Origin of the sequence: Actinomadura opuntiae, from assembly GCF_030283205.1 — a bacterium.
Taxonomy (GTDB): Bacteria; Actinomycetota; Actinomycetes; order Streptosporangiales; family Streptosporangiaceae; genus Spirillospora.
Window position 1 is genome coordinate 273,492 of the sequence record NZ_JASNWF010000004.1, and the last position, 26,749, is coordinate 300,240.

A 26,749-nucleotide genomic window follows, 5' to 3' on the forward strand; every position below is an offset into this window, starting at 1 on the left:
GTGTCGTGCTGACGCTCGGGGGCGCCCTGGCCGGTTCCGGCACCGGCCCCGGGGCCAACCCCAACTCCGGGGGCGACACCGCAGGGGCGCTGACCACGGCCCTGCGGGAGGCGCTCGGAGACCTCGACCGTACCCACATCCTCACCGGCGTGTTCGGGATCGCCGGAGCCGGCTCGGCCGGCCGGCCCGCCGCCGTCAGCGCCGCGCGGCGCGCCTGGCAGGCCGTCGGGCTGCGCGGCTCGCCCGCCGTGGTGACCGACATCGCCGTGGCGTTCGCCGCCGGGACCACCGAGCCCAAGGGCATCGTGGTGTTCTCCGGCACGGGCGCCGGCGCCGCGGTCATCAGCGACGGGGCGATCGTGCAGCGCGCGGACGGCTACGGCTGGCTGGTGGGGGACGAGGGTTCGGCCGTCTGGCTCGGCAAGGAGGCGGTCCGGGCGGCGCTGGCCGCCTACGACGGCCGCGGCTCGCCGACGCTGCTGACCGACTCGGTCCCGCGGGCGCTGCTGGGCCCCGCCGTGGTCGCCGAGATCGACTCCGCCCGGCGAAGACCCCGGCACCGGACGCTGGCGATGGCGGGGGCGTCCCCGCCGCCCGGGGGTCCGGGCGCGCCGGCCGCCGCCCTCTCCCAGGCGGCGGCGCTGTCCCCGGCGGCGCTGCCGCCGGGCGGCGGCGGGACGGGCACCGCCCTGCTGGTCCACGAGGCCCCCTGCCCGCAGCCCGGCGGCGGCGCCGCCGGGCCGCCGGGCCCGCTGGGCGCGCCGCCGGGCCAGCACGGGCGTCCGGAGCTGCCGGGGACGACGCCGAACCCGCAGCTCGCCCAGGCCATCATCAAGGAGGTGTACGGCCGCCCGCCCGCCGCCCTCGGCAGGCTCGGCCCGGTGGTCGCCGCCGCCGCGGCCGCCGGGGACCCGGTGGCCCGGCGCATCACCGACGAGGCCGCCGAGTGGCTGCTCCGCGACGTCGACGCGGTGCGCCCGGCCCTGTCCGACCCCTGCGCGCCGGTCGTCATGCACGGCTCGGTCCTGCGCGAGGGACCCGTCGCCGACGCCGTCCGCACCGGGCTGCGCGACCGGTTCGCCGAGGCGCCGCGCAGCGCGGGCGACGGCGCCGTCGGCGCGGCCGGGCTGGCCCTGCGCCGGCTCGGCCATCCCCTGCCGGGCTGAGCGCCCGGCGAAGCACCGCCCGGCCGGGCGGGCGCCGCCGGTGGCCGACCCCACCGGACGCCCCCGCCGACGAGGCCGGAGAGGACGGCACCGCAGCCGTCCGGCTCGTCACGATGGACCCCACCGTATTCCCACTCCGCTTGCGGGCACGGGGTCCATCGTGATTAGGCTGTGACCACGGTGGCACAAGATCCGCCGGTGCGGTGCCGTTGGCACCGTGACCGGAGGGACCACCGGCCACAGATGTGGCTCGTACCGATTCGGCTGCGTCCATCCGCAGCGTCGTCCGCGCAGGCTCCCCTGCGCGCACATTTCGCGCGCCCCGGCGCGCCATGCCGCACCGCCGTGCGCTCTCGCGCGCGCCCGTGCCATGGCGCCAGCCGACGCCCGGACGACGGCCGACTCCGTATCCCACATCGAACGAGGTCGCATGCTCCCCGCATCCGAGGGCCGCCGTCTCCGCGCCGCCCGCGTCCGCCTGTCCCGCAGCGCCCGCCGGCTCGTCCGCGCCGGGCAGCGCTCGCTGCGGCGCGGCTCCGGCGGACACCACCGCACCCGCCGTCCGCGCCGTGGTCGTCTCCACCGGATCCTGCGCTGCTGGCGCTGGGTCCTGGCGTCGCTGCTCGCGCTGGTCGTCCTGGCGGTCGCCGCGGTCGTCGTCGCCTACGTCCGGACGCCCGTCCCGACCGAGCCGCAGGACGGCGCCACCGACGAGGGCTCCACCGTCTACTACGCCGACGGCCGGACGCCGCTGCTCCGGCTGGGCGCCAACCGGCAGAGCGTCCGGCATGGCCAGATCCCCGACCGGCTGCGGTGGGCCGTGCTCGCGGCCGAGGACCGCGGCTTCTACCGCAACCAGGGCGTCTCGGTCTCCGGGACGGCCCGCGCGCTGCTGAAGGACGCGTCCGGCGGCGACGTGCAGGGCGGGTCGACGATCACCCAGCAGCTGGCCCGCAACTACTTCAAGGGGCTCAGCCGGGACCGGACGGCCGGCCGCAAGATCAAGGAGATCCTCGTGGCGCTGAAGCTGGACCGGCACCGCGCCAAGGACGAGATCCTCGACCTCTACCTGAACACCGTCTACTTCGGCCGGCAGACGTCCGGGGTGGAGGCGGCGGCGCGCGCCTACTTCGACAAGGACGTCTGGCAACTCGACGTCGCCGAGTGCGCGCTGCTGGCCGCGATGATCCAGCGCCCCGGGTACTTCCGGACGCGGGGCGGCGGCGACGCGGCGAAGGCGCTGCGGGCCCGCTGGGGCTACGTGCTCGACGGCATGGTGTCGATGGGCAAGCTGGACCGGGCGGGCGCGGACCGGCTGCGGTTCCCGCGCACGCGCGAGGAGTGGCGCGGCGTCAGCCTGTCGGGCCAGGACCTGCTGGCGAGGCAGCGCGTCCTGGACGAGCTGGAGAGCGCCGGCGTCCCGGCCGACGCCGTCGTGAACGGCCGGCTGCGGATCTACACCGGGCTCGACCGGCGCTGGATGGCGTCCGCCGAGCAGGCCATGCGGAAGGCGCGCGAACCGGAATGGCCGAAGGACGTGCGGACCGGCCTCGTCGCGGTGGACCCGGCGAGCGGCGCGGTCAAGGCGTTCTACGCGGGCGACCCGCGGCGCGGCCGGTACGACTCGGTATTCGAGCCCGTCGCGCAGGCGGCCTCGACGTTCAAGCCGTACGTGCTCGCCGCCGCGCTGCGCCGCGGCTACAGCGTCCGGACGAAGGTTCCGGGCAAATCACCGCTGCGGTTCGCGCCGGACGGCAGCGTGACACCGATGACCGCACCCGGCTACAAGGTCTCCAACGACGCTGAGATCGGCTCGCTCGGGACGGTCGACCTGGTGAAGGCGACGGCGCTGTCGGTCAACACGGGGTTCGTGAAGGCCGCGCTGAAGACCGGGGTCGCGAACGTGGCGGAGACGGCGCGGAGGTTCGGCGTGCCGGAGTCGGCGCTGCGCCCCTACAAGGGGCAGGCGGGGCTCGCGCTCGGGATCGCGAACGTCTCGGCGGCCGTGCAGGCGGGCGGGTACGCCGCGTTCGCCAACGGCGGCACCGCCGTGACCCCGCACCTGGTCACCAAGGTCGTCGACGCGCACGGGCGGCGGGTGCCGCTGCCCTGGGACCGTCCGGGCCGCCGTGTCCTGACCGCCGAGCAGGCGGCGCAGGCGACGTACGCGATGCGGGCGGTCGTCACCGGCGGCACGGGGCGGCGCGCGGCGCTCCCGGACCGCGACGCGGCGGGCAAGACCGGCACGTCGGACGACAACCATGCGGCCTGGTTCGTCGGGTACGTCCCGCAGCTGTCGGCGTCGGTGATGATGACCCGGGCGAGCGCGAGCCCGCTGAAGGGGCTGCCCGGCCATCCCGGGAAGGTCGCCGGGGAGAACGTGCCTTCGCAGATCTGGCAGGCGTTCATGGCAGACGTCACGCGCAACCTGCCCACGGAGCCGTTCCCGGAGCCGGCGTTCACCGGCAACGCCGTCAACTGGGACGACACGGTCAAGAAGAAGGACCCCGGCGGACCGGGAAGCCACCCGAAGACGAGAAACGGGACACCCGCCGCCGGTGCGCCGCCGGTACCGACCCGTGTGCCGCGCGAGGACGGTACGCCCGGCCCGCCCGCCGACGCGCGGAGCCGCAAGAAGTGGTGCGCGACGCCCGGCAACGACGACGCGGCGGTCTGCGCCGCGCCGTGACCGGGCGGCGGGCCCCCCGGCGGCGCGGGTCGACAGGGCGGCGGCGAGCGGTTAACGTCGCGACGTCCGATGCGAGCAGACGACCACGTCGGGGGGCCTGGTCAGGTGCGTGCCATTGATGTCCGCGGATAGCCGTTCGCGATCGGCCGGATCCGCCCGGCGGCGGCCCCGGCGGAGAGGCGCTGCGCTCGGACGGCTGCCGCTCGCGGCGGCGGTCGCGCTGGCGCTGCCGCTGGCCGGCTGCGGGGGCGGTGGTGACGACGGCGGGTCGGGGTCGTCCGCGCACTCCGGCTCGCCCGGCAAGTCCGGCTCGTCGGGAAAGAAGGCGCCCGTGACGAAGGCACCGGACGCGTGGGTTCCCGGATACGTGGCGAAGATGAGCCTGCGGGAGAAGGTCGGGCAGCTGTTCGTGCCGACGTTCTCCAGCCGCGCGAGCGCGCTGGCGGCCGTCCGCAAGTACCACGTCGGCGGGTTCATCTACTTCCCGGAGAACTTCAGCTCGCCCGCCGGGACCGCCGCGCAGTCGAACGCGCTGCAGAAGGCGTCCAAGGTGCCGCTGCTGCTCGGCGTGGACGAGGAGCAGGGCATCGTGTCCCGGACGCCGTTCATCACCCGCTTCCCCGGCAACATGGCGCTGGGCGCGACGCGGAGCGCCGCCGACGCGCGCGCCGCCGCGCAGGTCACCGGCACCGAGCTGCGCGCGGTCGGGATCAACCTGGACTACGCGCCGGACGCCGACGTCAACGTCAATCCGCGCAACCCGGTGATCGGGCTGCGCTCGTTCGGCTCCGATCCGGGCCGAGTGTCGCCGCTGCTGACCGCGGCGATCGCCGGCTACCAGGGCGCCGGGGTCGCCGCGACCGCCAAGCACTTCCCGGGGCACGGCGACACCGCGACCGACAGCCACACCGGCCTGCCGGTGATCACGCATTCGGCGGCGCAGTGGCGCAAGCTGGACGCGCCGCCGTTCGAGGCCGCGATCGACGCCGGCGTCGACATGATCATGACGGCGCACATCGTGGTGCCGGGCCTGGACAAGTCGGGCGACCCGTCGACGCTGTCGAAGACGGTGCTGACCGGGCTGCTGCGCGGCGACCTCGGCTACAAGGGCGTGATCACCACCGACTCGCTGCAGATGGCGGGCGTCCGGGAGAAGTACGGCGACGCGGTGGTGCCCGTCCGGGCGATCAACGCGGGCGCCGACCAGCTGCTGATGCCGCCGAGCCTGTCCAAGGCCTACAACGCGGTGCTCGGGGCCGTCCAGGCCGGGAAGATCACGCAGAAGCGGCTGGACGAGTCGGTCACTCGCATCCTCGCCCTCAAGCAGAGACGCGGGCTGTTCAAGGCGGCGCCCGCCGAGCCCGCCAAGGCGGCCGCCCAGATCGGCACGCCGCAGCAGAAGGCGACCGCCCAGCGGGTCGCCGAGCACGCCGTCACGCTCGTCCGCAACGCCCACGGCCTGCTCCCGCTGAAGGGCAGGAAGGTCAGCGTCACGGGCCCGGGCAGCGAGACGCTCGTTGCCGCGCTGCGCGAGCAGGGCGTCGCGACGGCCGCACCGGACGCCGCCGACGTCCACGTGCTGACCACGGTGAACGCCGGGACCGCCACGGCCGCGCGGGTCAGCGCGCTGGCGTCCAAGCCGGTCGTGGTCGCGGCGCTCGGCCGCCCCTACGACCTCGACGACGCCGCCGGCGCCGCCGCGGCGCTCGCCACCTACTCCTCCGGCTCGACCTCGGTCAGGGCGCTGGCGCGAGTGCTGTCCGGCGCGGTGAAGCCGACGGGGAAGCTGCCCGTGCCGGCGGGCGGGCAACCCGTTGGTCACGGCTTGTCGTATTGATGGACGCGGGGACCCGCGGGCTGGGAGGATCGGCCCGCCTTCGCAGCCCCGGGAGGTCCCCGTGCACGTTCGTCCGCTCCTGTCCGTTCTGCCGCTGCTGTCCGCGCTGGTCCTCGGTCTGGACGGCTGCGGCGGGAAGGACGAGGCGGGGATGCCGCCGCTGACGCCCGAACCGGGCGACTCGCGGCTCGCCGACCTGACCGCCCCCGCGAAGGACAGCTACCCGGCGCGGCTGGTGCTCTACAAGTTCCTGCGCGGCGTCGCCGCCGGGAACGTCAAGGCGTGCGCGCTGCTGACGCCGGACTACGACCGGGCGGCGTTCGGCCGTCCGGGCGGCTGCCGGGCGGGGGGCCTCGCCGCCGCCCGCCGAAAGCTCCGCCCCGCCGACCTGGCCGCGCTGCGCGGCGTGACCGTCCCGACCTGCGAGGACGGTCCGGACGAGGGCGAGTACACGGTCGCGTTCGGCGACCTGAAGTGGAAGGGCGACCCGGCACGGCCCGGCGGCGTCCTGGCCGCGAAGTTCACCCTCCGCAAGACCGGAACCCGCTGGCTCGTCGCCGGCTGACGAACGCTCGCGGCGGGCCGCCCACCCCGACGACCCACCGCGAGCGCGCTCAGATCCCCAGGTCCGCCAGGCCCGGGAGGTGGGAGCGGGCCGCCTCGCGAGCGCCCGCGGCGGAGCGTGCCGCGCGGGCCGCCTCGGCGGCGCGGCGGCACTCGTCCAGCGTGTGCCGGGCGAGGGCGGCCCGGACGAGCGGGAGCGACGGGGCGCTCATCGACAGCGACGTCACCCCGAGCCCCACCAGGACGCAGGCGAGCGCCGGGTCGGCGGCGGCCTCGCCGCAGACCCCGCACGGGACGCCCGCCGCGGCCGCGGGGGCGACCAGGTCGAGCACCGCGGGCTGCCACGGGTCCTGCAGGTGCGCGAGGCCGCCGACCTGCCGGTCGGCCGCGCACGCGTACTGGGTGAGGTCGTTGGTGCCGATGCTGAAGAACTCCACCTCCGGCGCCAGGTCGCGGGCGCGCAGCGCGGCGGCCGGCACCTCGATCATGACGCCGGGATGCTCGATGCCCGCGTCGCGGCAGGCGCCAGCGAAGAACGCCGCCTCCGCCGCGTCCGTCACCATCGGGGCCATGACCTGCAGCTTCACGCTGAGCCCGGCGGCGGCGCGGGCGAGGGCGGCGAGCTGGGCGGCCAGCACGTCGGGGTGCCGGCGCGCCATCCGCAGCCCGCGCTCGCCGAGCGCCGGGTTCGGCTCCTCGCCGGGGGGCGGGAGGAAGGCCAGGGGCTTGTCGGCGCCGGCGTCCAGCGTCCGCACGACCACGCGGCCCTCCGGGAACGCCTCCAGCACCTTGCGGTAGGCCTCCTCCTGCTCGGCGTCGGACGGCGGCACCGAACGGTCGAGGAACAGGAACTCGGTGCGGTACAGGCCGACGCCCTCCGCACCGTTCGCCAGCGCGGCCTCCAGGTCCTTCGGGCCGCCGACGTTCGCCAGCAGCGGCACCGCGTGCCCGTCCTTCGTCGCGCCCGGCCCCGACACCTCCGCGAGTGCGGAGTCGCGGGCGGCGCCGGCGGCCAGCGCGGCGGCGACCTCGGCGTCGGCCGGGTCGGTGCGGACCGTCCCGGCGGACCCGTCGACCAGGACGCGGGTCCCGTCGGCGAGCGCGGTCGCGCCCGGCAGCGCCACCACGGCCGGCACGCCCATCGTGCGGGCGAGGATCGCGGTGTGGCTGGTCGGGCCGCCCTCCTCGGTGACGAACGCGACGACCTGCGCCGGGTCGAGCACGGCGGTGTCGGCGGGCGCGAGATCCCGCGCGACCAGCACGAACGGCTCGTCCGACTCCGGCACGCCGGGCATCGGCAGGCCGAGCAGGCGCGCGATCGCGCGGTCGCGGATGTCGTCGAGGTCGCTGACCCGGGCGGCCATGTACTCCCCCGCCCCGGCGAGCATCTCCCGGTACACCCCGAACGCCTCGAACACCGCGCGGGCCGCGCCCATGCCCTCGCCGATCTTGGCGGTGACGCCGTCGGCGAGGCCGGGGTCGCGGGCCATCAGCGCCTGCGCGTTCAGCACGTCCCGGCCGTCGGTGTTGCCGGCGGCCGCCGCGCGCGCGCCGCGCTCCTCCAGGTCGGCGGCGACGGCCTCGAGCGCGGCGAGCGCGCCGTCGCGCTCGGCCGCCGCGTCACCGCCGTGCCGGGACCCGGCCTCGGGCTCCGGGACGTCGCCGGCGATGCGGCGCACCGGGCCGGCGCCCACCCCCGGGCTGACCCCCGCGCCGGTCAGGACCTCAGGCACCTTCCGGCTCCGGCGTGGACAGCAGCGCCTCCAGGCTGTCCAGCAGCTCGTCGGCGCCCTCGCCGTCGGCGGACAGCACGACCTCCTCGCCGTGCCGGGCGTCCATCCCGAGCACCGCGAGGATGCTCTTGGCGTTGACGGGCGAGCCGCCGCGCTTGGCCACGGTCACCTCCATCGGCGCCTTGGCCGCGGTCTGGACGAACAGCGCGGCCGGCCGCGCGTGCAGCCCCACCCTCGACTCGATCTTGACGTTGCGCTCGCTCACAGAATCTCCCTTGCGGCGCCGCGCACCCGCAGCGCGGGGCCCGGCTCGACATTGACTTCCTTCAGGTCCGCGACGACGTGGTCCGCCCCGGCGAGCGCCGCCACCGGCTGGGTGGTGGCGACGCCGACGCAGGTCATCCCGGCCGCCTTCACGGCCGCGACGCCCGCCGGCGCGTCCTCGAACCCGACCGCCTCACCGGGCGGGACGCCCAGGTCGCGCGCGGCGGCCAGGTACCCCTCCGGATGCGGCTTGCCGGTGACGACGTCGCCGGCGGTCACCACGATGTCCATCAGATCGCGGACGCCCAGCGCGGCCAGCAGCCGCTCGGCGTACGGCCGCTGCCCGGACGTGACGACGGCCAGCGGCACGCCGGCGTCCGCCAGCGACCGCACCAGCTCGACGGCACCGGCGACGGGGACGTCCTCCGGCACGCCGTCCGCGGTCTCGTACGACACCGCCTGCTCGAACAGCTCCTCGGCGGTGCGGCCGGGGAACAGGTGCGCCAGGTCCTCCAGCACCTCGATGCCGCGGCGCCCCGCGAACGAGGCGATCAGCTCCTCGTCGTACGGCACGCCGTGCGCCTCGAACAGGCGCGACCACATCACGCGGTTGCGCGGCTCGGTGTCCATCAGGGTGCCGTCCAGGTCGAACACGGCCGCGCGCAGGCCGATCACCGCCATCCGGTCAGCTCCATGTGAACAGCTCGGCCCCCTTGACGACCTCGCCCGTCTCCAGCACGTCCGACAGCGCGTCGGCGCCGGCGTCCAGCGCCACCACGGCGCAGATCGGCGAGCGGCCGCCGGCCTCGATGACGGCCGGGTCCCAGGCGACCACGCGCTGGCCGGCGGTGACCTGGTCGCCCTCGGCGACCAGCAGCTCGAAGCCCTGGCCCTTCAGCTTCACGGTGTCGATGCCGAGGTGCACGAGCACCCCGTGCTGCTCCTCGTCCACCACCACGTAGGCGTGCGGATGCAGCTTGACGATCTTGCCGGTGACGGGGGCGATGGCGTGGCCGGGGCCGCGCTCGGGGTCGACGGCGGTGCCCGGGCCGACCATGGCCTGCGCGAACACCGGGTCCGGGACGCCGGCGAGGCCGACCACCCGGCCGGCCACCGGGGACAGTACTCGGGTCATGAGCGGGGGTTCCTTCGGGTCAGTCGAGGATGTCCTCGATGTCGCTGGCGATGGTGTCGGCCTCCGGGCCGACGACGACCTGCACGACGGTGCCGCTGCGCATGACGCCGAACGCGCCCGCCTTCTTCAGCGCCGCCTCGTCGACCCTGCCGCCGTCGGAGACCTCGGTGCGCAGCCGGGTGGCGCAGGGCTCGATGTCCACGATGTTGTCGGCGCCGCCCAGGGCGGCGACGATCGCCTCGGCCTTGTCCATGTCGTTCTCTTCTCTCGGTGCGTGCGGTCAGTCCGTCTGGGTGACCTTGTTGAGGCCGCGCGGGACGTCGGGATCGATCCCGAGCCGGCGGGCCAGGTTCTCGACCATGATCTGGCCGGGCACGATGAGGCCCAGCGGCGCCACCCATTCGGGCAGGCCGGGGCCGGGCAGCGCGGCCGTGCAGGCCCGCGCCAGGCCGTCGCCGCCGCCGACGCCGAACGCCTTGGCGCCGGCGCTCCGCACGCGGCGGGCCAGCGCGACGGTGCCGGGCAGCGTCGGGCCGGAGTCGGCCGCGACCAGCAGCGCGGGGGTCTGCGCGTCGACCACGGCGATCGGGCCGTGCAGCAGGTCCGCGTACGAGAGGCCCATGGCGTGCAGGTAGCACGCCTCCTTGATCTTCAGGGCGAGCTCCAGCGCGGTGCCGAACGCGATGCCGCGTCCGGACACGACCGTGCCGGGGACCTTCGCGAGCTCCTCGACGATCTCGGGCAGCGCGGGGGACGCCTCGGTCTCGGCGATCATCCGCGCCACCTCGCCGGGGACGCGGCGCAGGTCGTCGACGGCGACGTCGGCGCCGAGCCCGAGGCCGAGCACCGACAGCGCGGCGAGCTGGGTGGTGTAGGTCTTGGTCGCCGGGACGGCGATCTCGGCGCCGGCGTCGGTGACCAGCGCGACCTCGGCGGCCTCCGCCAGCGGCGACCCGGCGCCGTTGGTGACGGCGATGGTGCGGGCGCCGCAGTCCTTCGCCCAGTCGAGGGTCTCGACGATCTCCTCGGTCTTGCCGGACTGGCTGATCGCGACCGCGAGCACGCCCGACAGGTCGAGGCGCCGCTTGTAGGTCGTCGCGATGGACGGGGCGGCGAGGGTGGCCAGCCTCCCGGCGTGCGACTCCACCAGGTAGCGGCCGTACACGGCGGCGTTGTCGGACGAGCCGCGCGCGATGAACAGCACCTGCCGCGTCTCCCGGGCCAGCGCCCCGATATCGGGCGTGCGCGGCAGCAGCGCGTCGATCGTCCGGCGCAGCGCGTCCGGCTGCTCACCGATCTCGGCGCGCATCTGACTGGTCATGATCCCCCTTCGAAGAGTTCCTGCCCGTTGATCCAGGTCGTACGCGCCCGATGGTCCGGCCCGAGCCAGACGAGGTCGGCGGCCGCGCCGGGCGCGATGCGGCCGAGGTCGGAGCGGCCGATGAGGTCGGCCGGGACGCGGGTGGCGGCGTCGACCGCGGCGGCCGGGTCGACACCGAGGCCGATCGCGTTGCCGACCGCCTCGTCCAGCCGCAGGCCGGATCCGGCGATGGTGCCGTCGGCGCGCAGCGGCGGGCCCTGCTCGGGCATGGTGATCGGCTCGCCGCCCAGCTCGTAGGTGCCGGGCGGCATCCCGGCGGCGGACGCGGCGTCGGTGACGAGCACGACGCGTCCGGCCGCGGCGCGGAACACCAGCCGCGCCGTCTCCGGGCCGACGTGGTGCAGGTCGAGGATGAGCCCGGGGTGCAGCCGGTCGTCGATGAGCGCCTGGACGGCGACGCCGGGGTCGCGGTGGTGGACGCCGCTCTGCGCGTTGAAGATGTGGGTGACCTTGCGGGCGCCGGCGTCGGCCGCGGCGGCGGTCTCCGCGGCGGTCGCGTCGCTGTGCCCGACGCTGACCAGCACGTCGGCCTCGGTGAGGCGGCGGATCGCGTCGAGCGCGCCGTTCCGCTCGGGTGCGAGGGTGACGAGCTTGACCAGCCCGGTCTCCAGCAGCGTCTCGACCGCTTCGGGCGTCGGGTCGGTGAGGTGCGCGGCGTTGTGCGCGCCCTTGCGCTTCTCGGAGAGGAACGGCCCCTCCAGGTGGACGCCGAGCACGCGGGTGCCGGGCGGCAGCTTCGGCAGCAGGTCGCGGGTGCGGCGCAGCGCCTCGGCCTGCGTCGCGACGGGCGCGGTGATGAAGGTGGGGAGGAACGAGGTCACGCCGGTCTCGGGCAGGCGCGCGACGACCTCGCGCCATCCGGCCTCGCCGGTGTCCACCATGTCGTGGCCGAAGAACCCGTTGACCTGGAGGTCGACCAGTCCGGGGGCGAGCAGTCCGTCGGGCAGGTGCACGTCGGCGCCGGGCGGGACGCCCTCGCCTGCCTCGGTGATGACACCGTCCTCGACGCGGACGTATCCCGGGGAGACGACGCGGGTAGGACCGTCCGCGGGGGTCATGATCACGCGCTCCGCGGTGACCAGCAGTGATGCCATGGGGGTGCACTCTCCGTGATGCGACCGGCCGCCGCCTGCGCGGCGTACTGGTCTAGTCCGGACTAGACCAGTACGCACCATACTCCACGAATCGGATGGAGCTGAAGATGTCGGCCCGAACTCATCCGGGATCAGCCCGGGACGCCTGGTCGGCGGCGTTCGCGGTGCTGCAGCGGATCGGCCGCAGCCTCATGCTGCCGATCGCCGTGCTGCCCGCCGCCGGGATCCTGCTGCGGCTCGGCCAGCCCGACCTGCTCGGCGCGGACGGCCTCGGCTTGGACCGGGTCGCCGAGGTGTTCGCCGCGGCCGGCGGCGCGCTGCTGGACAACCTCGCGATCCTGTTCGCGGTCGGCGTCGCCATCGGGTTCGCCAAGAAGTCCGACGGCTCCACCGCGCTCGCCGCCGTCGCCGCCTACCTCGTCTTCGACCGCGTCTCCAAGACGATGTTCGCGCACAGCTCGGCACTGAAGGGCAGCGTCGTCCAGCTCGTCCGCCAGGAGGACGGCTCGCTCAAGGAGACGATCGGCTACGGGCTCGTCAACCCGACGCAGGTGATCGGCGGCATCGCGGTCGGGCTGATGGTCGCGCTGCTCTACCAGCGCTTCTACCGGATCAAGCTGCCGTCCTGGCTGGCGTTCTTCGGCGGGCGCCGGTTCGTCCCGATCGTCAGCGCCGCCGCCGCGCTCGTCCTCGGCGTCGTGGTCGGACTCGTCTGGCCGACGCTCGGCGGCTGGATCAACGACTTCGGCGGCTGGATCACCGGCGCGGGCGCGGCCGGCGCCGGCGTGTACGGGGTGGCCAACCGGCTGCTGCTGCCGTTCGGCCTGCACCACATCCTCAACTCGCTGATCTGGTTCGTGTTCGGCTCCTACCAGGGCCCCGACGGCGTCGTGCACGGCGAGATCAACCGGTACCTCGCGGGCGACCCGCACGCCGGGACGTTCCTCGCCGGATTCTTCCCCGTGCTGATGTTCGGGCTGCCGGGCGCGGCGCTGGCGATCTGGCGGTGCGCCGAGCCGGACCGGCGCGGCGCCGTCGGCGGGCTGATGGTCTCCGCGGCGCTGACCGCGTTCGTCTGCGGGGTGACCGAGCCGATCGAGTTCTCGTTCATGTTCGTCGCGCCGCTGCTGTACGGGATCCACGTCGTGCTGACCGGCGTCTCGATGTACCTGCTCGCGGCGGCGCACGCGCAGCTCGGGTTCAGCTTCTCCGCCGGGCTGATCGACCTGCTGCTGAACGCCACCAAGAGCAACACCCGGCATCTGTGGTACGTCGTCGGGCTCGGCGTGGTCTACTTCTTCGTCTACTACCTGGTCTTCAGCTTCGTGATCAAGAGGTTCGGGCTGGCGACGCCGGGCCGCGAGCCGGCCGAGGACGCCCCGCCGCGGCCCCGCCCGGGCACCCCGCCGGACCCCGCCGCATGAGCCCTGACCTGCGCGTTCATCTGATCTTGCGGTCGTTTGCGGGTGACTCGGCCGTTACGGTTTCGTGCATTGACACGACTTTCTATGATGTGGTCTAGTCCGGCCTAGACCAGTACGAACAAGTCGAATCACGCGTCATCCTGCTGATCCCGTCAATCCCGTCGATACGGCCCAGAGGCCATCGAGGACACCCCCAGTGACGACCATCGATCCGCACAGCCCCGTACCGAAGTACTTCCAGCTGCGCGCCATCCTGCTCGACCTCATCGAGAGCGCCGAGCTGCCCGTCGACGCCCCGATCCCCTCGGAGCGCGAGCTGTGCGTACGGTACGGGCTGTCCCGCATGACCGTCCGCCAGGGCGTCGACCACCTCGTGTCGGAGGGACGGCTGTACCGCGTCCCCGGCAAGGGGACGTTCGTCGCCCGCCCCAAGATCGAGATGCCGCTGCGGCTGGTCTCGTTCACCGAGGACATGCTCGCGCGCGGGCTGCGGCCCGGCGCCGTCGACCTGGACCGCCGCACCGTCCCCGCGGACGCCCGGCTGGCCCGGATCTTCGAGGTCGAGCCCGGCACGCAGATCCACGTCATCGAGCGGCTGCGCACCGCCGACGGGGAGCCCATGGCACTCGAACGCGCGCATATCCTTGCCTCGCTCGCCCCCGACCTGCTGGACCGCCGCCTCGCCGACCGCTCCCTGTACGGCGTCCTCGAAGCGGTGTACGGGCTGGTCTTCGACGCCGGCGACCAGACCATCGACGCCAGTCTGGCGGACGCGGCCGACGCCAAGCACCTGCAGATCCCCAAGGGCAGCGCCGTGCTGCTCCTGCAGCGCCGCTCCTACACCGGAGGCGTCTGCGCCGAGCTGGGCGTGTCCACCTACCGGGCGGACCGCTACCAGATCCACACGGCACTCGGAAATCCCCCGCCGCACTCCTGAACTCCCCTGAGGAGGGACCTCCCGATGACTTCGACCACCGTGGACGCCGCGCCGCGGCGGGGGTCGCGCGCCCTCGCGGTGCTGCAGCGGATCGGCCGCAGCCTCATGCTGCCGATCGCCGTGCTGCCCGCCGCGGCCCTGCTGCTGCGCTTCGGCCAGCCGGACATGCTCGGCAAGGACGGCCTCGGCTGGATCCGCGTCGCCGAGGTCGTCGGCGGCGCCGGCCAGGCCCTGTTCGACAACCTCCCGCTGCTGTTCGCGGTCGGCGTCGCGATCGGCTTCGCCAAGAAGTCCGACGGCTCCACCGCGCTCGCCGCCGTGGTCGGGTACCTGGTCTTCGACCACGTCACCAAGATCATGTTCTCGCACTCCGGCGACCTCAAGGGCCAGGTGCTGATCACCAAGGTGACCGACGGCGCCGCCGCGCCGGCCATCGACTTCGGCGCCAAGAACCCGACCGACGTGCTCGGCGGCATCCTCATCGGCGTCGTCGCCGCGCTGCTCTACCAGCGCTTCTACCGGGTCAAGCTGCCGACCTACCTGGCGTTCTTCGGCGGCCGCCGGTTCGTCCCGATCGTCACCGCGCTCGCCGCGCTGGTGCTCGGCGTGCTGATCGGCTTCATCTGGCCGGTGTTCGGCGGCTGGCTCACCGACTTCGGCGACTGGATCACCGGCGCGGGCGCCGCCGGCGCCGGCATCTACGGCGTCGTCAACCGGCTGCTGCTGCCGTTCGGCCTGCACCACATCCCGAACTCGCTCATCTGGTTCGTGTTCGGCTCCTACAACGGCCCCGACGGCGTCGTGCACGGCGAGATCAACCGCTACCTCGCGGGCGACCCGCACTCGGGCGGCTTCCTGGCCGGGTTCTTCCCGGTGCTGATGTTCGGCCTGCCCGGCGCGGCCCTCGCGATCTGGCGCGCCGCTCCCCCGCACCGCCGCTCCGCGGTCGGCGGCATCATGATCTCCGCCGCGCTCACCGCGTTCGTCACCGGCGTCACCGAGCCGATCGAGTTCGCGTTCATGTTCGTCGCGCCCGTCCTGTACGGCGTGCACGTCGTCCTCACCGGCATCTCGATGGCCGTCCTCAACGCCGCGGGCGCCCAACTCGGTTTCGGTTTCTCGGCGGGCGGCATCGACATGCTGCTGAACGCCTCGAAGGACAACACCAAGGGCCTGCCGCTGATCATCGGCATGGGGATCCTGTACTTCGTCATCTACTACTTCCTGTTCAAGTTCCTGATCGTGAAGTTCGATTTCGCGACCCCGGGCCGGGAACCGGAGGACGTGGAGTCGGTCGCCGCCGACCCGGGTTCCAACCCGGAACTGGCGGGCGGGGAGAAGAAGACCCGGCGCCGCAGCAAGCCGGCCCCCGAGCCCGCCGAGGCCGCCGAGCCCGCCGAGGCCCCCGACTCCTCGACGACGACCACGACCACCTGACCAGCGGTTTCGTCACCCCGCTCGCACACGGCGGCGGGACGCCCCACCAGGCGTCCCGCCGCCGTCCCTCTGAAAAGACGCCCACGCACTGAAAAGACGCCCCACCCTCTGAAAAGACGCCCCACCCACCCGGGGGCGGACCGCGCTACCGCCCAAGTCAACCCCGCGCCCGGCCCCCTCGCCCATAGAACCCCGTTCTGTGGATAACCCCGGGCCAGGCAGCCGCCCAGGGAGGCCGGAACGGGCGCAGAGCGGCACAAGGCGGACGGTCGGCTCAGCGAAAAGTGGCCGCACGTGGCCATGGATGTATTTCTTCGCGGCCTCGCGACTCCTGTTCAAAAACGAGTCGGGAGGTTCCCATGGGTCGTCGTCCAGCCAAGCGCCCCGCTGTCCGGATCGTCCGGTACCGCGCCGTTCCGTCGCAGCGGACGGACGGTGCGCTGGCCCTCACCCCCGTCCAGGCCGCGGCCCTCCGGGCACCATCACGTCAGGCCGCGGAGCCGTCGCCCGCGAAACGCAGGACGGCCGCCCCACCGGGGAGAAGGCTGCGGGTGGTGCGGCCCGGCGACGGGGTGGACGCGGAGGTCCGGGCCGTCGCGGACGCGACGCTCCGGATCGTCGTCGAGGTGCTCGCCGGGACGCGTCCGCCGCACCAACTGGCGCTCGTCGCGGTGCCGGCGGTGTGCCGCGGCCTGGCACCGCACCGCCGGACCGTCCCCGGCGGGCGCCGGATCGTCCCGCCGCAGGTGCTGTCGAGCCGCGTCCAGCGGCCCTCGCCCCGCATCGCCGAGGCGTCCGCCGTCGTGCTCGTGGCCGGGCGCGCCCACGCCGTCGCCCTCCGCCTGGAGCACACGCGCGGACGATGGCGCTGCACCGCGGTCGAGACCACGGCCCCCTGACGTGCGACGAGGCGGCCTCCCGGAGCCGGGAGGCCGCCTCGTTACCGCGGTGGCCTACTTCTTGTTGCGCGGGTCGCCGTGGCAGCGCTTGAACTTCTTGCCGGAACCGCACGGGCACGGGTCGTTGCGGGACACGCCCGCGTACTCGTCGTCGGTCTCCTCGGTGTGGTGCTCCACGCCGCCCTCGCCGTCGACGGTCGGGGCCGAGTAGTCCAGCTTCTTCGGACGCTTCGGCTCGTCGAGGCCCTTGGCGTGGATGACCGGCTCCTCCTCGGCCTCCACCGGCACGTCGTCCACCGGCTCCGCCTCCTCGGCGGACGGGGCGGACTTGGCGACCGACACCGGCGCGGCGCCGACCTGCGGGGCCTCCGGCTGCTCCTCCACCTCGACCTCGAGGTTGAACAGGTAGCCGACCGACTCCTCCTTGATGGCGTCGAGCATCGCGTTGAACATGTCGTAGCCCTCGCGCTGGTACTCCACCAGCGGGTCGCGCTGCGCCATGGCCCGCAGGCCGATGCCCTCCTGCAGGTAGTCCATCTCGTAGAGGTGCTCGCGCCACTTGCGGTCCAGCACCGACAGCACGACCCGGCGCTCCAGCTCCCGCATCACCTCGGGGCCGAGCTCCTCCTCGCGCTTGTCGTAGGCCGCCTGCGCGTCGTCGCGGATCTTCCCGGCGAGGGTCTCGGCGTCCAGGCCCGAGATGTCGCCGCCCGCCTCCTCCTCGACCAGCTCGTCGACGGTGAGGCTGATCGGGTACAGCTGCTTGAACGCCTTCCAGAGCTTCTCGAGGTCCCAGTCCTCGGCGAAGCCCTCGTTGGTCGCGCCCGCGACGTAGCCCGCGACGACCTCGTCGATCATCCGGCGGACCTGCTCGTGCAGGTCCTCGCCCTCGAGCACCTTGCGGCGCTCGGCGTAGATGACCTTGCGCTGCCGGTTGAGCACCTCGTCGTACTTCAGGACGTTCTTGCGCATCTCGAAGTTCTGCTGCTCGACCTGGCTCTGCGCCGAGCGGATCGCGTTCGAGACGATCTTGGACTCGATCGGGACGTCGTCCGGGATGTTCAGCCGCGTCATGATCGCCTCGACGCGGGCCGAGTTGAACAGCCGCATCAGGTCGTCCTCCAGCGACAGGTAGAACCGGGACTCGCCCGGGTCGCCCTGCCGGCCGGACCGGCCGCGCAGCTGGTTGTCGATGCGCCGCGACTCGTGCCGCTCGGTGGCGAGGACGTACAGGCCGCCGGCCTCGACGACCTCCTCGTGCTCGCCCTTCACGGCCTCCTTGGCCTTCTCCAGCGCCTCCGGCCAGGCCGCCTCGTACTCCTCCGGAGTCTCCAGCGGCGACAGCCCGCGCTGGTGCAGCTCCAGGTCGGCGCGGAAGTCGGGGTTGCCGCCCAGCATGATGTCGGTGCCGCGGCCCGCCATGTTCGTCGCGACGGTGACGCCGCCCTTGCGGCCCGCCTCCGCGACGATCGCCGACTCCTGCTCGTGGTGCTTGGCGTTCAGTACCTGGTGCGGGATGCCGCGCCGCTTGAGCATCTTGCTCAGCTTCTCGGACTTCTCCACCGACGTCGTGCCGACCAGGACCGGCTGGCCCTTCTCGTGCCGCTCGGCGATGTCGTCGACCACGGCCTCGAACTTGGCCTGCTCGGTCTTGTAGACGACGTCCGCCACGTCATCGCGGATCATCGGCTTGTTCGTCGGGATCGGCACCACGCCGATCTTGTAGGTCTTGTTGAACTCCGCCGCCTCGGTCTCGGCGGTGCCGGTCATGCCGGACAGCTTGCCGTAGAGGCGGAAGTAGTTCTGCAGGGTGATCGTGGCGAGCGTCTGGTTCTCGTCCTTGATCGCCACGCCCTCTTTGGCCTCGATGGCCTGGTGCATGCCCTCGTTGTAGCGGCGGCCGTGCAGGATGCGGCCGGTGAACTCGTCGACGATCAGGACCTCGCCGTTCATCACGACGTAGTCCTTGTCGCGCTTGTACAGCTCCTTGGCCTTCAGCGCGTTGTTGAGGAAGCTCACCAGCGGCGTGTTCACCGAGTCGTAGAGGTTGTCGATGCCGAGGTAGTCCTCGACCTTCTCCACGCCGGACTCGGTGATGCCGACCGTGCGCTTCTTCTCGTTGACCTCGTAGTCGCCGGGGCCGTACTCGTCGACCTGCCCGGCGGTGCTGACCAGCTCCGCCCGCTTCAGCCGCGGGACGATCTTGGCGAACTCGGAGTACCACTTGGAGTTCTGCTCGGCCGGACCCGAGATGATCAGCGGCGTCCGGGCCTCGTCGATCAGGATCGAGTCGACCTCGTCCACGATCGCGTAGTTGTGCCCGCGCTGGACGCACTCCTCGAGGCTCCACGCCATGTTGTCGCGCAGGTAGTCGAAGCCGAACTCGTTGTTCGTGCCGTAGGTGATGTCGGCGTTGTAGGCCACACGGCGCTCGTCCGGGGTCATCTGCGGGAGGATGACGCCGACCTCGAGGCCGAGGAACTGGTGGACGCGGCCCATCCACTCGGCGTCGCGCTTGGCCAGGTAGTCGTTCACCGTGACCACGTGCACGCCGTCGCCGGCCAGCGCGTTCAGGTACGCCGGGAGCACGCAGGTGAGGGTCTTGCCCTCGCCCGTCTTCATCTCCGCGATGTTGCCCAGGTGCAGCGCCGCCCCGCCCATGATCTGGACGTCGTAGTGCCGCTGCCCGAGGACCCGCTTGGCGGCCTCCCGGGCGGTCGCGAACGCCTCGGGGAGCAGGTCGTCGAGGGACTCCCCCTCGGCGATGCGCTCGCGGTACTTGTCGGTCAGCTCACGCAACTCGGCGTCGGTCATGTCGACGAAGTCTTCTTCGATCGAGTTGACCTGATCCGCGAGCTTCTTGAGCTTGCGCAGAATTTTTCCCTCGCCCGCACGAAGGATCTTGTCGATGACTGGCGGCACTCTCGAAGGCTCCTTGCAGATCGTGGTTCACCGCTCCTGGCGGCACGCACACCACTCGTACGATGCCCATCGTAGGCGAGACCCAGAATGGTCTAGGTCACTCCGCAGCGCAATCCACGCCCGGCCCCGTTTGACGCACCGGGTCCGGGAGAAGATCTCATGCACCATCGGAGGGGAGGCGCAATGTCCGACGAGTCGCACGGGTCCCACGCCGGGCGGCCGAGTTCGTGGGTGGCCGTCACGATCATCTTCATCGGCTTCGCGGTGGGCGGTGTCGCGCTCTGCAACGGACCCATGTGGATCATGTTCTGGGTCGGCGTCGGGATCATCGTCCTCGGCATGCTGGCCAGCTGGGCCGTCCACCTGTTCTCCGACGTGGTGCTGGACGCGCCGCGGGTGATCCCGGAGATCGTCGACTACACGCTCTTCGGCTCGCGCTCGTCCAAGCGCCGCGGCGGCGAGTCGGGCGAGATCCTCGACCGCCCCACCGCCACCGACCCCCAGCAGACCCCGCACGGCTGACACCTCCGCGGACGCGCCCGGCTCTTGGGAGCCGGGCGCGTCCGCGTCCGGCCCCGCAACACAATCCGACGAAAGCCCGCTGCAAGCCACGCCGAAGCAGAGCGAGGCCCGTGGGACAGCAGGCCACAGACGCGGCACGCGGGGATCAGGTGCAGCGCAGGCTTGCGGTCAGGCGGGCCCGGCCTTGAGCGCGGCGTCGACGAGGGCGCGGTCCAGTCCGTCGGGGACGATCCGTTCCACGCGGACGTCCGTGCAGCCGACACAGCCCGCCGCCCGCCACAGCGCCGTGGCCAGTGCCGCCGCGGACGCCTCGGCCCGGCCGGCGGTTCGGGTCGCCCATGGTTCGAACGACACCTGGCGGGCGATCAGGGTGCGGCCCTCCCGCGCCGGGTCGACTCGGCCAAGCAGCCGCCCACCGGACAGGAGCGGCATCGCGAAGTACCCGTGGACGCGCTTGGCCTTCGGGACGTACGCCTCCAGCCGGTGGTCGAACCCGAACACCCGCGACGTGCGGGCGCGGTCCCACACCAGGGAGTCGAACGGCGACAGCAGCGTGGTGGCGTGCCGCCCGCGCGGGGGTGCGGTGAGGGCCTCGGGGGCGGCCCAGGCCGGCTGCGTCCAGCCGTCCACCTTCACCGGGACGAGCCCGGCCGCCTCGACGACCCCGGCCACTTGGTCCTGCTTGAGACGGTAGTAGTCGGCGAGATCGGCCCGTGTCGCCACGCCGAGCGCCCGTCCGGCCCGCGCGACGAGGGCCGTGAGGCAGGCCTCGTCGTCCGGGTCCTGTGCGAGCAGGTCTGCCGGGACCGCCCTTTCGGCCAGGTCATAGACCCGTCGCCAGCCCACCCGCTCGACGCAGACGACCTCGCCGACGTCCAGCAGCCACTCGATGCCGATCTTGTGCTCGCTCCAGTCCCACCACTCGGCGCTGGCCTTCGCCCCGCCGAGTTCCTTGGTGGTCAGCGGACCGTCGGCGCGCAGCCGGGCCCGGATCTCCTCGCACACCCCCTCGGGCACCTTGTGCCAGCGCCAGCCCCGCCGCAGGTAGGCGCGGCGCCGGAACGCGAACAGCGGCCAGTCGCGCATCGGCAGCACCGACGCGGCGTGCGCCCAGTACTCGAAAGCGCCGGGCGTGCCGTTCCCCCAGTAGGCGGCCTCGATCGCGCTCCGCTCCACCGGTCCCAGCCGCGCGTACGGCACCAGCTCATGGGAACGCGCCAGCACGGAGATCGTGTCCAGCTGGACGGCGCCCAGCCGCTCCAGCATGCCCGTGACTCCGCCCTTCGGCCGCGCCCCCAGGAAGCCCTGGGCACGCAGCTGGAGCCGTCGTACCTCGTCCGCACTCAGCTCTGCCTCGACCACGCCCGCGATGCTAGGGCACAACACCGACAAAACCACATTGCCGGTAACCCCACCGCCCGCACCTCCCGACCACTTCCCAGACAACTCAACAGCGGACCACCCGCCTGTCCGTTGACCTGTAGCCGGGACTTGGTGGGCCCCGTGGCTGGTCGCCCACCACCCGGACGCCAGTGGTCTGGTGGCCGGTGGTCCGCTGGTTGGTCAGCCGCCGGGCCCGCTGCCGCAGTGGTCGGTGGCTGGGAGTTGACGGCCCGTCAGCCCGCGCCCGTGACCCGCTGGCCGGTGGCATGGTGATCCGGCAACCGGGGACGTGGTGGTCCACCGGGCGGGGCAGGGGGTTTGGGTTAGGTGATTTCTAGGAGTTTTTCCCGGACGGCGTAGACGACGGCTTCCATGCGCGAGTGGAGCTGGAGCTTCTCGAGGATGTTGCGGACGTGGTTCTTCACCGTGTTCTCGGAGATGAACAGCTCGCGGGCGATCTCGCGGTTGCCGAGGCCGCGGGCGACGAGGCGCAGGACCTCCATCTCGCGTTCGGTGAGGCGGGGCGCGGGGACCTGCTGGGTGCGCTCCTCGCTGCGCTTGGCCAGCGACGCGAACTCGGTGATCAGCTTGGACGCCATGGACGGGCTGATCAGCGACTGCCCGCCGTGCACGGCGCGGACCGCCTGCGGGACCTCGTCGATCGAGATCTCCTTGAGCAGGTAGCCGCTGGCCCCGGCCTTGATGGCCTCGAAGAGGTCCTCCTCCTCGTCGCTGATCGTGAGCATGACGATCTTGGCGCTGGGCGCGGCGTCCTTGATCGCCGTGCACGCCTCGATGCCGCTGCGGCGGGGCATCCGGATGTCCATCAGCACCACGTCCGGCAGCAGGTCGCCGGCCATCTCGACCGCCTCGTGGCCGTCGCCGCCCTCGCCGATGACCTCGATGTCGTCCTCGGCCTGCAGCACCATCTCCAGGCCTCGGCGGAACAGCGCGTGGTCGTCGACGATGAGGACGCGGATCGGGTCGGCCGCGTCGCCCGGCCGCGCGGCCCGCCGATCGGCGGGGGCGGCGCCGCCCTGCCGGGGCACCGCCACGGCTTCGCGAGCCTCGGGATTCTCGCTCACCTGAGTCGCGGCGTGGAGGAGACGCCGCTTCCCCCCTTCACTGTCAGTGATCTGAAACTACCGGAGGGTCGGGCTCCGGGGTCGCCCCCGGAGGACTTGCGAGGCTGCCCCGGCGTGATGCGCCGCGGTGCCCCTCAGCCCCTACGTTACGGGGTCTTCCGCCGTTTCCCGCGTCTCGCGCGGCCGACAAAATTCCGAGGGCACCGGCCGGCCCGGACGTCCGTCATGCGACGGCCACCCCCGGGCCGGCCGGTGCCGCGCCGATCCGGTGCCGCGTCTCAGTCCTCGACGAGCCTGATCACTCCGTAGTCCCAGCCCCTTCGGCGGTAGACGACCGAGGGATGCCCGGTCGCCTTGTCGCGGTACAGGAAGAAGTCGTGCCCCACGAGCTCCATCTCGAAGAGCGCCTGCTCGATGCCCATCGGCTCGGCCTCGTGGAACTTCTCGCGGACGACGACGGGGCCGTCGCCCTCCATCGGGATCGGCACGATGCCCTCGTCCGCCGGCGCCTGCGCGGCCGCGGTCTCCTCCTCGGCGACCGCCGTGGCCGTGCTCGCCGGCGCGGGCGACGGCACCGGCTCGGGGACCGGTTCCATCGTGGCGAGCTTCGCGCGGCCCTTGCCGCCGTGGGCCTTGCGGCGCCCGCCGTCGCGGCGCAGCCGCGACTCAAGCTTGTCGAGCGCCAGGTCGAGGGCTCCGTAGCGGTCGTCGGCGGCGGCTTCGGCCCGGATCACCGGACCCCGGGAGCGGATCGTGAGCTCCACTCGTTCGCGCTGGTCGGCGAGCCGCGGGTTGCGTTCCTCGGACACCTCCACATCCACGCGGATGACCTTCTGGTCGAGCCGCTCGATCTTGGCGAGTTTGCTGTCGACGTGCCGCCGGAACCGGTCGTTGATCTCGGTGTGCCGGCCCCTCACGATGATGTCCACGCGGGACCCCCCTTCTCCCGGTTGCGTTCCGCGCCCGGTACGAGGCCCCTGACGGCCCCGTCCGCGCACCACAGCTCGGTGGGTCGCACCCGCCCGGCCGACCTGGTCTTCGTCCCCACATCCGCCTGCTGAGGGGCTCGCGGCGCTCTCGCCACTACTGCCCTTCTCCCGGTTCGGGGGATGTCGGATCCCTCGACGGGGCAGGACTTACCTCTAAGGCGCACCGTGATCGGTCGACGAGAAGTCGCCTTACGTGGGCCGTTTCGCCTGCGCCTGGCATCGGCTAGCCGGACCGCCTTCCGTGCTCCTGACGAGCACTGCGATCCGACGCAACCACGGACCCGGGCGGGTGCCATGTCAGGAACGCTAACCCCTTACGCCTCGAATGTCAGGGGGGTGCGGCGAGGAAAAACTCACGGACCGTCATCGAGAGCCCTCGCAGCGGTGCCGCCCGCCGCGTCCGGGAGACGGCCCGAATGACGCGGAGGCCCCTGGCCCGGGGCGGTGTGCGCCGCCACGGCGCCCAGGTCAGACCCGTGTGGCCGACCAGTGAGTTTGAGGAAATCTCTCCTCGCCCCGGGAGCTGATGTGACCCGAATTACCCGCGTATGTCGGCCGACGTCGCCCATGCGTCGACCGGGGTGGCTACGCATGGTAGCTACCTGCCCTTCCGGCCCGCCGACGTGAAGAAAGTCACCATGCCCGGCGCAGCGGCGTGGCCGCCACGGTCGCGGCCGCCGTCACCTCCGCGCCCGCCGCTCGCAGTGCCCGTGCCGCCTCGGCCAGCGAGGCGCCCGTCGTGACCACGTCGTCGACCAGGACGACCCGCCGGCCGGCGAGGCCCGCGCGGGGCGCCGCCTCCAGCGCGCCGCGCAGGTTGACCCTGCGCGCCGCGGCGCCGAGGCCCGCCTGGTCGGCGACCCGCCGGCACTGGCGCAGCCCGTCGAGCGCGACCACCGGGACCCCGGCGGCCCGCAGCCGGCGCACCGCGACCGCCACGGCCTGCCGCATGGGATCGTGGCCCCGCCGCCGCGCTGCGCCCCGCCGCGACGGCACCCACACGACCGGCATCTCCCCCTGCGACGCCCCTGAGGCGCCCGGAGGCGGGCCGGGCCCGCCCGGCGGGCCGCCGTCCCACAGCCCCGGCAGCGCCGCGTCCACCGCCCGCGCCAGCGCCTGCCCGAGCGGGACGGCGAGCGCCGTCCGGCCGTGCTCCTTGTAGGCCGAGAAGATCTTCTGGACCGGGCCCTCGTACGCCGCGACCGTCCACGGGGGCGGGAGGCCGGCGGGCGCCGGACGCGCGGGCCGGGCGGGACCGGACAGCGCGGCCGCGCATCCGCCGCACAGCAGGACGGGCTGGCCGCCGCACCCCGCGCAGTGCTCGGGGAGCAGGAAGTCGATGAGGTCGCCGAGGAAGCTCATGACCTCGACGATGCCCGCCCCGCCCGGCCGCCGAAAACCCTCCGCCGAAATGTGGATAACCCCGCCGCGAAGTTATCCACATCTCCGCGTTCGGCCTCCGCGGAGCCGCCTGAGCCGCTCCTGGCCGGCTCAGCGGGCGTAGCTGGGGTCCCGGGCCGGGGTCGGGCAGATCCAGGGGCTGTAGGAGGTGATCGGCGGGCGCTGGCGGCACACCTGGTCCTTGCCGGACGAGCTGGTGCCGATCAGTACCGGCGCTCCGGGGGCGGCCGCGATGGTGCGCGGCTCGCCCAGGGCACCGACGCCAAGGGACGTTATGGCGCTGCCGCTCACCGGCATCAGATACGGCAGCGTCTGGGAGTCGCGCTTGGCGCGGCCGAGCACGGCGAGGGTGTCGTAGTCGCGCCATGCCAGATCGACGGCGGTCTGCAGCTCCGACGAGACGGGCAGGAACGAGCCCACGTCCACGGAACCGTCGGTCCCGACGGCGATCCGCCCAATCTGCACTTCGGGACGTCCGTCGATGCGGACGATGACGGCGGCGCGGACCCCGTCGCGGGCCACGTGGAAGGCGAGCACCTGCCGTCCGCCGAGCCCCCAGTGGGCGGCGCGCACGGGCGCCTTGCCGGGACGCCGCACCCACAGCCAGGAGGCCTTCGGCGTGCTCTCCACGGCCCACAGGCTGCCGTCGCGGCTCCATGAGGGGGCCGTGAAACGGGCGCCGCGGTGGGCGTTCAGCAGCACGCGCGCGGGCGGGCCCCCGGCGACGGGCGCGGCGGTGATGAGCTGGTCGCCCTCGGCGCTGAGCCCGGCGAGTTCCTGGTAGTTCGGCGATACGGCGGGGTGGGACAGCCGCCCGGCAGGGCCCGTCACGACGGGCTGGGCACGGTCGCCTTGGAGGGTGCCGATAAAGCCTGCCGTTCCGGCGACATAGGCGGTCTGGCGGATCTGCTCGTCCGGGTCCTGCCCGTCGGGCGAGTTGCCGTCCCAGGCGTGCACCGACTGGGTGGAGTCCGTGCCGTCGGGCGTGACGGTTTCGCCGCCGATCTGCAGTCGCCAGCGCTTGATCTCCGAGAGCTGCCGCAGCGTCCAGCTGAGCTGTGCGGACATGCGCTCCACGTTGCCGCCGCGGGCCTCCTGGGTGAGGTCGACGGTGGCGAGGTCCTTGTCGATGTGGACGTTGCCGCCGCGCAGCCTCGTCCCTTCGGGGAACGCACTCCGCACCGCACCGTCCAGCCACGAGGTGGGCCCGGACAGCAGCGCTTGGACGAGCTGGGTAGGCAACGTCTCACGGTCCACTACAGGCAGGAAGATGCCGTTGGGGACGAGCGTGTGTTGGTCAGGCGCGAAGAAGTACAGGTTGACGGTGCGCATAGCGCGTTCGACGTCGTCCTTGGTCAGGAACAGGCCCGCCTTGTCGTTTCCGGGCAGCCCGGTGATGCGCCATACGCCCTGCTGGGTCTTGGCAAGCTGGAAGCTGGCGTCGAAGCTTTTCGGGGACGCCGTGTACTGCCCGTCGGAGGCGATGGTGCCGAGCTGGTCGCCGGTGACGTGAACGGTGGCCTCGTTGGCGGACGTCTGCTCGACGTGCGGGTCGACCAGCCGGCTGGACAGGACGTCCACGTACGGCCTGAGGCCGGGGTCCCAGGCGTTGGGGGTGCTGAGGTACTCCTTGGCGACCTTGTGGCCGTCGTCGAAGCTCGCGGAGGCCGTGAGGAAGCCGGAGACGACCTGGGTGGGCGTCCAGTCCGGCTGGGGGTTGACGGGGATCAGGCGGACGTACGGGTCGTCCACGCGCTCGGCCTTCTCCGCGGGCTTGCCCGTGACCACCTGGCCGCCGGTGGGCACGTTGGCGCAGCCGGTCATGCAGAGGACGAGAACGACCGCGACGGCGACGGCGGGCCGTACCCGCCCGGCGTGGAGGCGGTG

General features: G+C 73.2%; 22 protein-coding genes. 9 read left to right on the forward strand and 13 right to left on the reverse strand.

Features of this window, described 5'->3' with window-relative positions; all coding sequences use genetic code 11:
• The first annotated feature begins 5 nt into the window (after nucleotides 1-5).
• From QP089_RS10115 to QP089_RS10130, 4 genes are all read left to right on the forward strand, one after another.
• Nucleotides 6-1,166 (forward strand): BadF/BadG/BcrA/BcrD ATPase family protein, encoded by a 1,161-nt coding sequence (locus QP089_RS10115; protein WP_446474018.1) that lies wholly within the window; start codon nucleotides 6-8, stop codon nucleotides 1,164-1,166.
• A 430-nt stretch (nucleotides 1,167-1,596) separates the two neighbouring features.
• Nucleotides 1,597-3,855 (forward strand): transglycosylase domain-containing protein, encoded by a 2,259-nt coding sequence (locus QP089_RS10120; protein ID WP_285911181.1) that lies wholly within the window; start codon nucleotides 1,597-1,599, stop codon nucleotides 3,853-3,855.
• Nucleotides 3,856-3,973: 118 nt separating this feature from the next.
• Nucleotides 3,974-5,692, forward strand: coding sequence for a glycoside hydrolase family 3 protein (locus tag QP089_RS10125; protein WP_285911183.1), 1,719 nt, complete (start codon nucleotides 3,974-3,976; stop codon nucleotides 5,690-5,692).
• Nucleotides 5,693-5,753: 61 nt separating this feature from the next.
• Nucleotides 5,754-6,257: a hypothetical protein gene (locus QP089_RS10130; RefSeq protein WP_285911185.1), complete on the forward strand. Its 504-nt coding sequence runs from the start codon at nucleotides 5,754-5,756 to the stop codon at nucleotides 6,255-6,257.
• Between the two features lie 49 nt (nucleotides 6,258-6,306).
• On the opposite strand, the gene ptsP is transcribed toward QP089_RS10130, so the two are convergent.
• The 7 genes from ptsP to nagA are packed head-to-tail and all read right to left on the reverse strand — an operon-like array spanning nucleotide 6,307 to nucleotide 11,863.
• On the reverse strand, nucleotides 6,307-7,989 hold the full coding sequence (gene ptsP / locus QP089_RS10135; protein ID WP_285911187.1) for a phosphoenolpyruvate--protein phosphotransferase: 1,683 nt from the start codon (nucleotides 7,987-7,989) through the stop codon (nucleotides 6,307-6,309).
• A complete protein-coding gene (locus tag QP089_RS10140; RefSeq protein ID WP_285911189.1) occupies nucleotides 7,982-8,254 on the reverse strand; it encodes an HPr family phosphocarrier protein in 273 nt (90 codons plus the stop codon). Before QP089_RS10140 ends, ptsP begins: the two co-directional genes overlap by 8 nt.
• Nucleotides 8,251-8,934: an HAD family hydrolase gene (locus tag QP089_RS10145; RefSeq protein ID WP_285911191.1), complete on the reverse strand. Its 684-nt coding sequence runs from the start codon at nucleotides 8,932-8,934 to the stop codon at nucleotides 8,251-8,253. Before QP089_RS10145 ends, QP089_RS10140 begins: the two co-directional genes overlap by 4 nt.
• Before the next feature lie 4 nt (nucleotides 8,935-8,938).
• Nucleotides 8,939-9,388, reverse strand: a complete 450-nt coding sequence (locus QP089_RS10150) for a PTS sugar transporter subunit IIA (protein ID WP_285911192.1) — start codon at nucleotides 9,386-9,388, stop codon at nucleotides 8,939-8,941.
• A 19-nt stretch (nucleotides 9,389-9,407) separates the two neighbouring features.
• The gene (locus tag QP089_RS10155) at nucleotides 9,408-9,641 is read right to left on the reverse strand and encodes a PTS sugar transporter subunit IIB (RefSeq protein WP_285911194.1); all 234 of its coding nucleotides are present in this window, start codon (nucleotides 9,639-9,641) and stop codon (nucleotides 9,408-9,410) included.
• A 27-nt stretch (nucleotides 9,642-9,668) separates the two neighbouring features.
• The gene (locus tag QP089_RS10160) at nucleotides 9,669-10,709 is read right to left on the reverse strand and encodes an SIS domain-containing protein (protein ID WP_285911196.1); all 1,041 of its coding nucleotides are present in this window, start codon (nucleotides 10,707-10,709) and stop codon (nucleotides 9,669-9,671) included.
• Nucleotides 10,706-11,863 carry an N-acetylglucosamine-6-phosphate deacetylase gene (nagA, locus tag QP089_RS10165; protein ID WP_285911199.1) on the reverse strand — a complete coding sequence of 386 codons (1,158 nt, stop codon included), beginning with the start codon at nucleotides 11,861-11,863 and terminating at the stop codon, nucleotides 10,706-10,708. The genes QP089_RS10160 and nagA overlap by 4 nt, the downstream gene beginning before the upstream one ends.
• Before the next feature lie 107 nt (nucleotides 11,864-11,970).
• Here nagA and QP089_RS10170 point away from each other — a divergent pair, with 107 nt between their 5' ends.
• The 4 genes from QP089_RS10170 (at nucleotide 11,971) to QP089_RS10185 (ending at nucleotide 16,560) form a co-directional block, all read left to right on the forward strand.
• Nucleotides 11,971-13,287 carry a PTS transporter subunit EIIC gene (locus tag QP089_RS10170; protein ID WP_285911201.1) on the forward strand — a complete coding sequence of 439 codons (1,317 nt, stop codon included), beginning with the start codon at nucleotides 11,971-11,973 and terminating at the stop codon, nucleotides 13,285-13,287.
• 196 nt (nucleotides 13,288-13,483) lie between these two features.
• Nucleotides 13,484-14,224 carry a GntR family transcriptional regulator gene (locus tag QP089_RS10175; RefSeq protein ID WP_285911203.1) on the forward strand — a complete coding sequence of 247 codons (741 nt, stop codon included), beginning with the start codon at nucleotides 13,484-13,486 and terminating at the stop codon, nucleotides 14,222-14,224.
• 24 nt (nucleotides 14,225-14,248) lie between these two features.
• On the forward strand, nucleotides 14,249-15,661 hold the full coding sequence (locus tag QP089_RS10180; protein WP_285911205.1) for a PTS transporter subunit EIIC: 1,413 nt from the start codon (nucleotides 14,249-14,251) through the stop codon (nucleotides 15,659-15,661).
• A gap of 359 nt (nucleotides 15,662-16,020) precedes the next feature.
• Nucleotides 16,021-16,560, forward strand: a complete 540-nt coding sequence (locus QP089_RS10185; RefSeq protein WP_285911207.1) for an Rv3235 family protein — start codon at nucleotides 16,021-16,023, stop codon at nucleotides 16,558-16,560.
• 54 nt (nucleotides 16,561-16,614) lie between these two features.
• On the opposite strand, the gene secA is transcribed toward QP089_RS10185, so the two are convergent.
• The gene (gene secA, locus QP089_RS10190; RefSeq protein ID WP_285911209.1) at nucleotides 16,615-19,482 is read right to left on the reverse strand and encodes a preprotein translocase subunit SecA; all 2,868 of its coding nucleotides are present in this window, start codon (nucleotides 19,480-19,482) and stop codon (nucleotides 16,615-16,617) included.
• Nucleotides 19,483-19,665: 183 nt separating this feature from the next.
• Here secA and QP089_RS10195 point away from each other — a divergent pair, with 183 nt between their 5' ends.
• A complete protein-coding gene (locus tag QP089_RS10195; RefSeq protein WP_285911211.1) occupies nucleotides 19,666-20,004 on the forward strand; it encodes an HGxxPAAW family protein in 339 nt (112 codons plus the stop codon).
• A 168-nt stretch (nucleotides 20,005-20,172) separates the two neighbouring features.
• On the opposite strand, the gene QP089_RS10200 is transcribed toward QP089_RS10195, so the two are convergent.
• From QP089_RS10200 to QP089_RS10220, 5 genes are all read right to left on the reverse strand, one after another.
• Nucleotides 20,173-21,366 (reverse strand): winged helix-turn-helix domain-containing protein, encoded by a 1,194-nt coding sequence (locus QP089_RS10200; protein ID WP_285911213.1) that lies wholly within the window; start codon nucleotides 21,364-21,366, stop codon nucleotides 20,173-20,175.
• 344 nt (nucleotides 21,367-21,710) lie between these two features.
• Complete coding sequence (locus QP089_RS10205) at nucleotides 21,711-22,436, reverse strand: response regulator (RefSeq protein ID WP_353070567.1); 726 nt, start codon at nucleotides 22,434-22,436, stop codon at nucleotides 21,711-21,713.
• A 314-nt stretch (nucleotides 22,437-22,750) separates the two neighbouring features.
• A complete protein-coding gene (gene hpf, locus QP089_RS10210; protein WP_285911215.1) occupies nucleotides 22,751-23,401 on the reverse strand; it encodes a ribosome hibernation-promoting factor, HPF/YfiA family in 651 nt (216 codons plus the stop codon).
• Between the two features lie 693 nt (nucleotides 23,402-24,094).
• Nucleotides 24,095-24,823 (reverse strand): ComF family protein, encoded by a 729-nt coding sequence (locus QP089_RS10215; RefSeq protein ID WP_285911217.1) that lies wholly within the window; start codon nucleotides 24,821-24,823, stop codon nucleotides 24,095-24,097.
• 129 nt (nucleotides 24,824-24,952) lie between these two features.
• Complete coding sequence (locus tag QP089_RS10220) at nucleotides 24,953-26,686, reverse strand: LpqB family beta-propeller domain-containing protein (protein WP_285911219.1); 1,734 nt, start codon at nucleotides 26,684-26,686, stop codon at nucleotides 24,953-24,955.
• Between the last annotated feature and the right edge of the window lie 63 nt (nucleotides 26,687-26,749).

Bases quoted from the DNA above. Each gene is read 5' to 3' on its own strand.
- QP089_RS10120 (WP_285911181.1), top strand. From the start codon at position 1,597: ATGCTCCCCGCATCCGAGGGCCGCCGTCTCCGCGCCGCCCGCGTCCGC.
- QP089_RS10125 (WP_285911183.1), top strand. From the start codon at position 3,974: ATGTCCGCGGATAGCCGTTCGCGATCGGCCGGATCCGCCCGGCGGCGG.
- QP089_RS10145 (WP_285911191.1), bottom strand. From the start codon at position 8,934: ATGGCGGTGATCGGCCTGCGCGCGGCCGTGTTCGACCTGGACGGCACC.
- QP089_RS10150 (WP_285911192.1), bottom strand. From the start codon at position 9,388: ATGACCCGAGTACTGTCCCCGGTGGCCGGCCGGGTGGTCGGCCTCGCC.
- QP089_RS10155 (WP_285911194.1), bottom strand. From the start codon at position 9,641: ATGGACAAGGCCGAGGCGATCGTCGCCGCCCTGGGCGGCGCCGACAAC.
- QP089_RS10160 (WP_285911196.1), bottom strand. From the start codon at position 10,709: ATGACCAGTCAGATGCGCGCCGAGATCGGTGAGCAGCCGGACGCGCTG.
- nagA (WP_285911199.1), bottom strand. From the start codon at position 11,863: ATGGCATCACTGCTGGTCACCGCGGAGCGCGTGATCATGACCCCCGCG.
- QP089_RS10170 (WP_285911201.1), top strand. From the start codon at position 11,971: ATGTCGGCCCGAACTCATCCGGGATCAGCCCGGGACGCCTGGTCGGCG.
- QP089_RS10180 (WP_285911205.1), top strand. From the start codon at position 14,249: ATGACTTCGACCACCGTGGACGCCGCGCCGCGGCGGGGGTCGCGCGCC.
- QP089_RS10185 (WP_285911207.1), top strand. From the start codon at position 16,021: ATGGGTCGTCGTCCAGCCAAGCGCCCCGCTGTCCGGATCGTCCGGTAC.
- QP089_RS10195 (WP_285911211.1), top strand. From the start codon at position 19,666: ATGTCCGACGAGTCGCACGGGTCCCACGCCGGGCGGCCGAGTTCGTGG.
- QP089_RS10215 (WP_285911217.1), bottom strand. From the start codon at position 24,823: ATGAGCTTCCTCGGCGACCTCATCGACTTCCTGCTCCCCGAGCACTGC.
- QP089_RS10220 (WP_285911219.1), bottom strand. From the start codon at position 26,686: ATGACCGGCTGCGCCAACGTGCCCACCGGCGGCCAGGTGGTCACGGGC.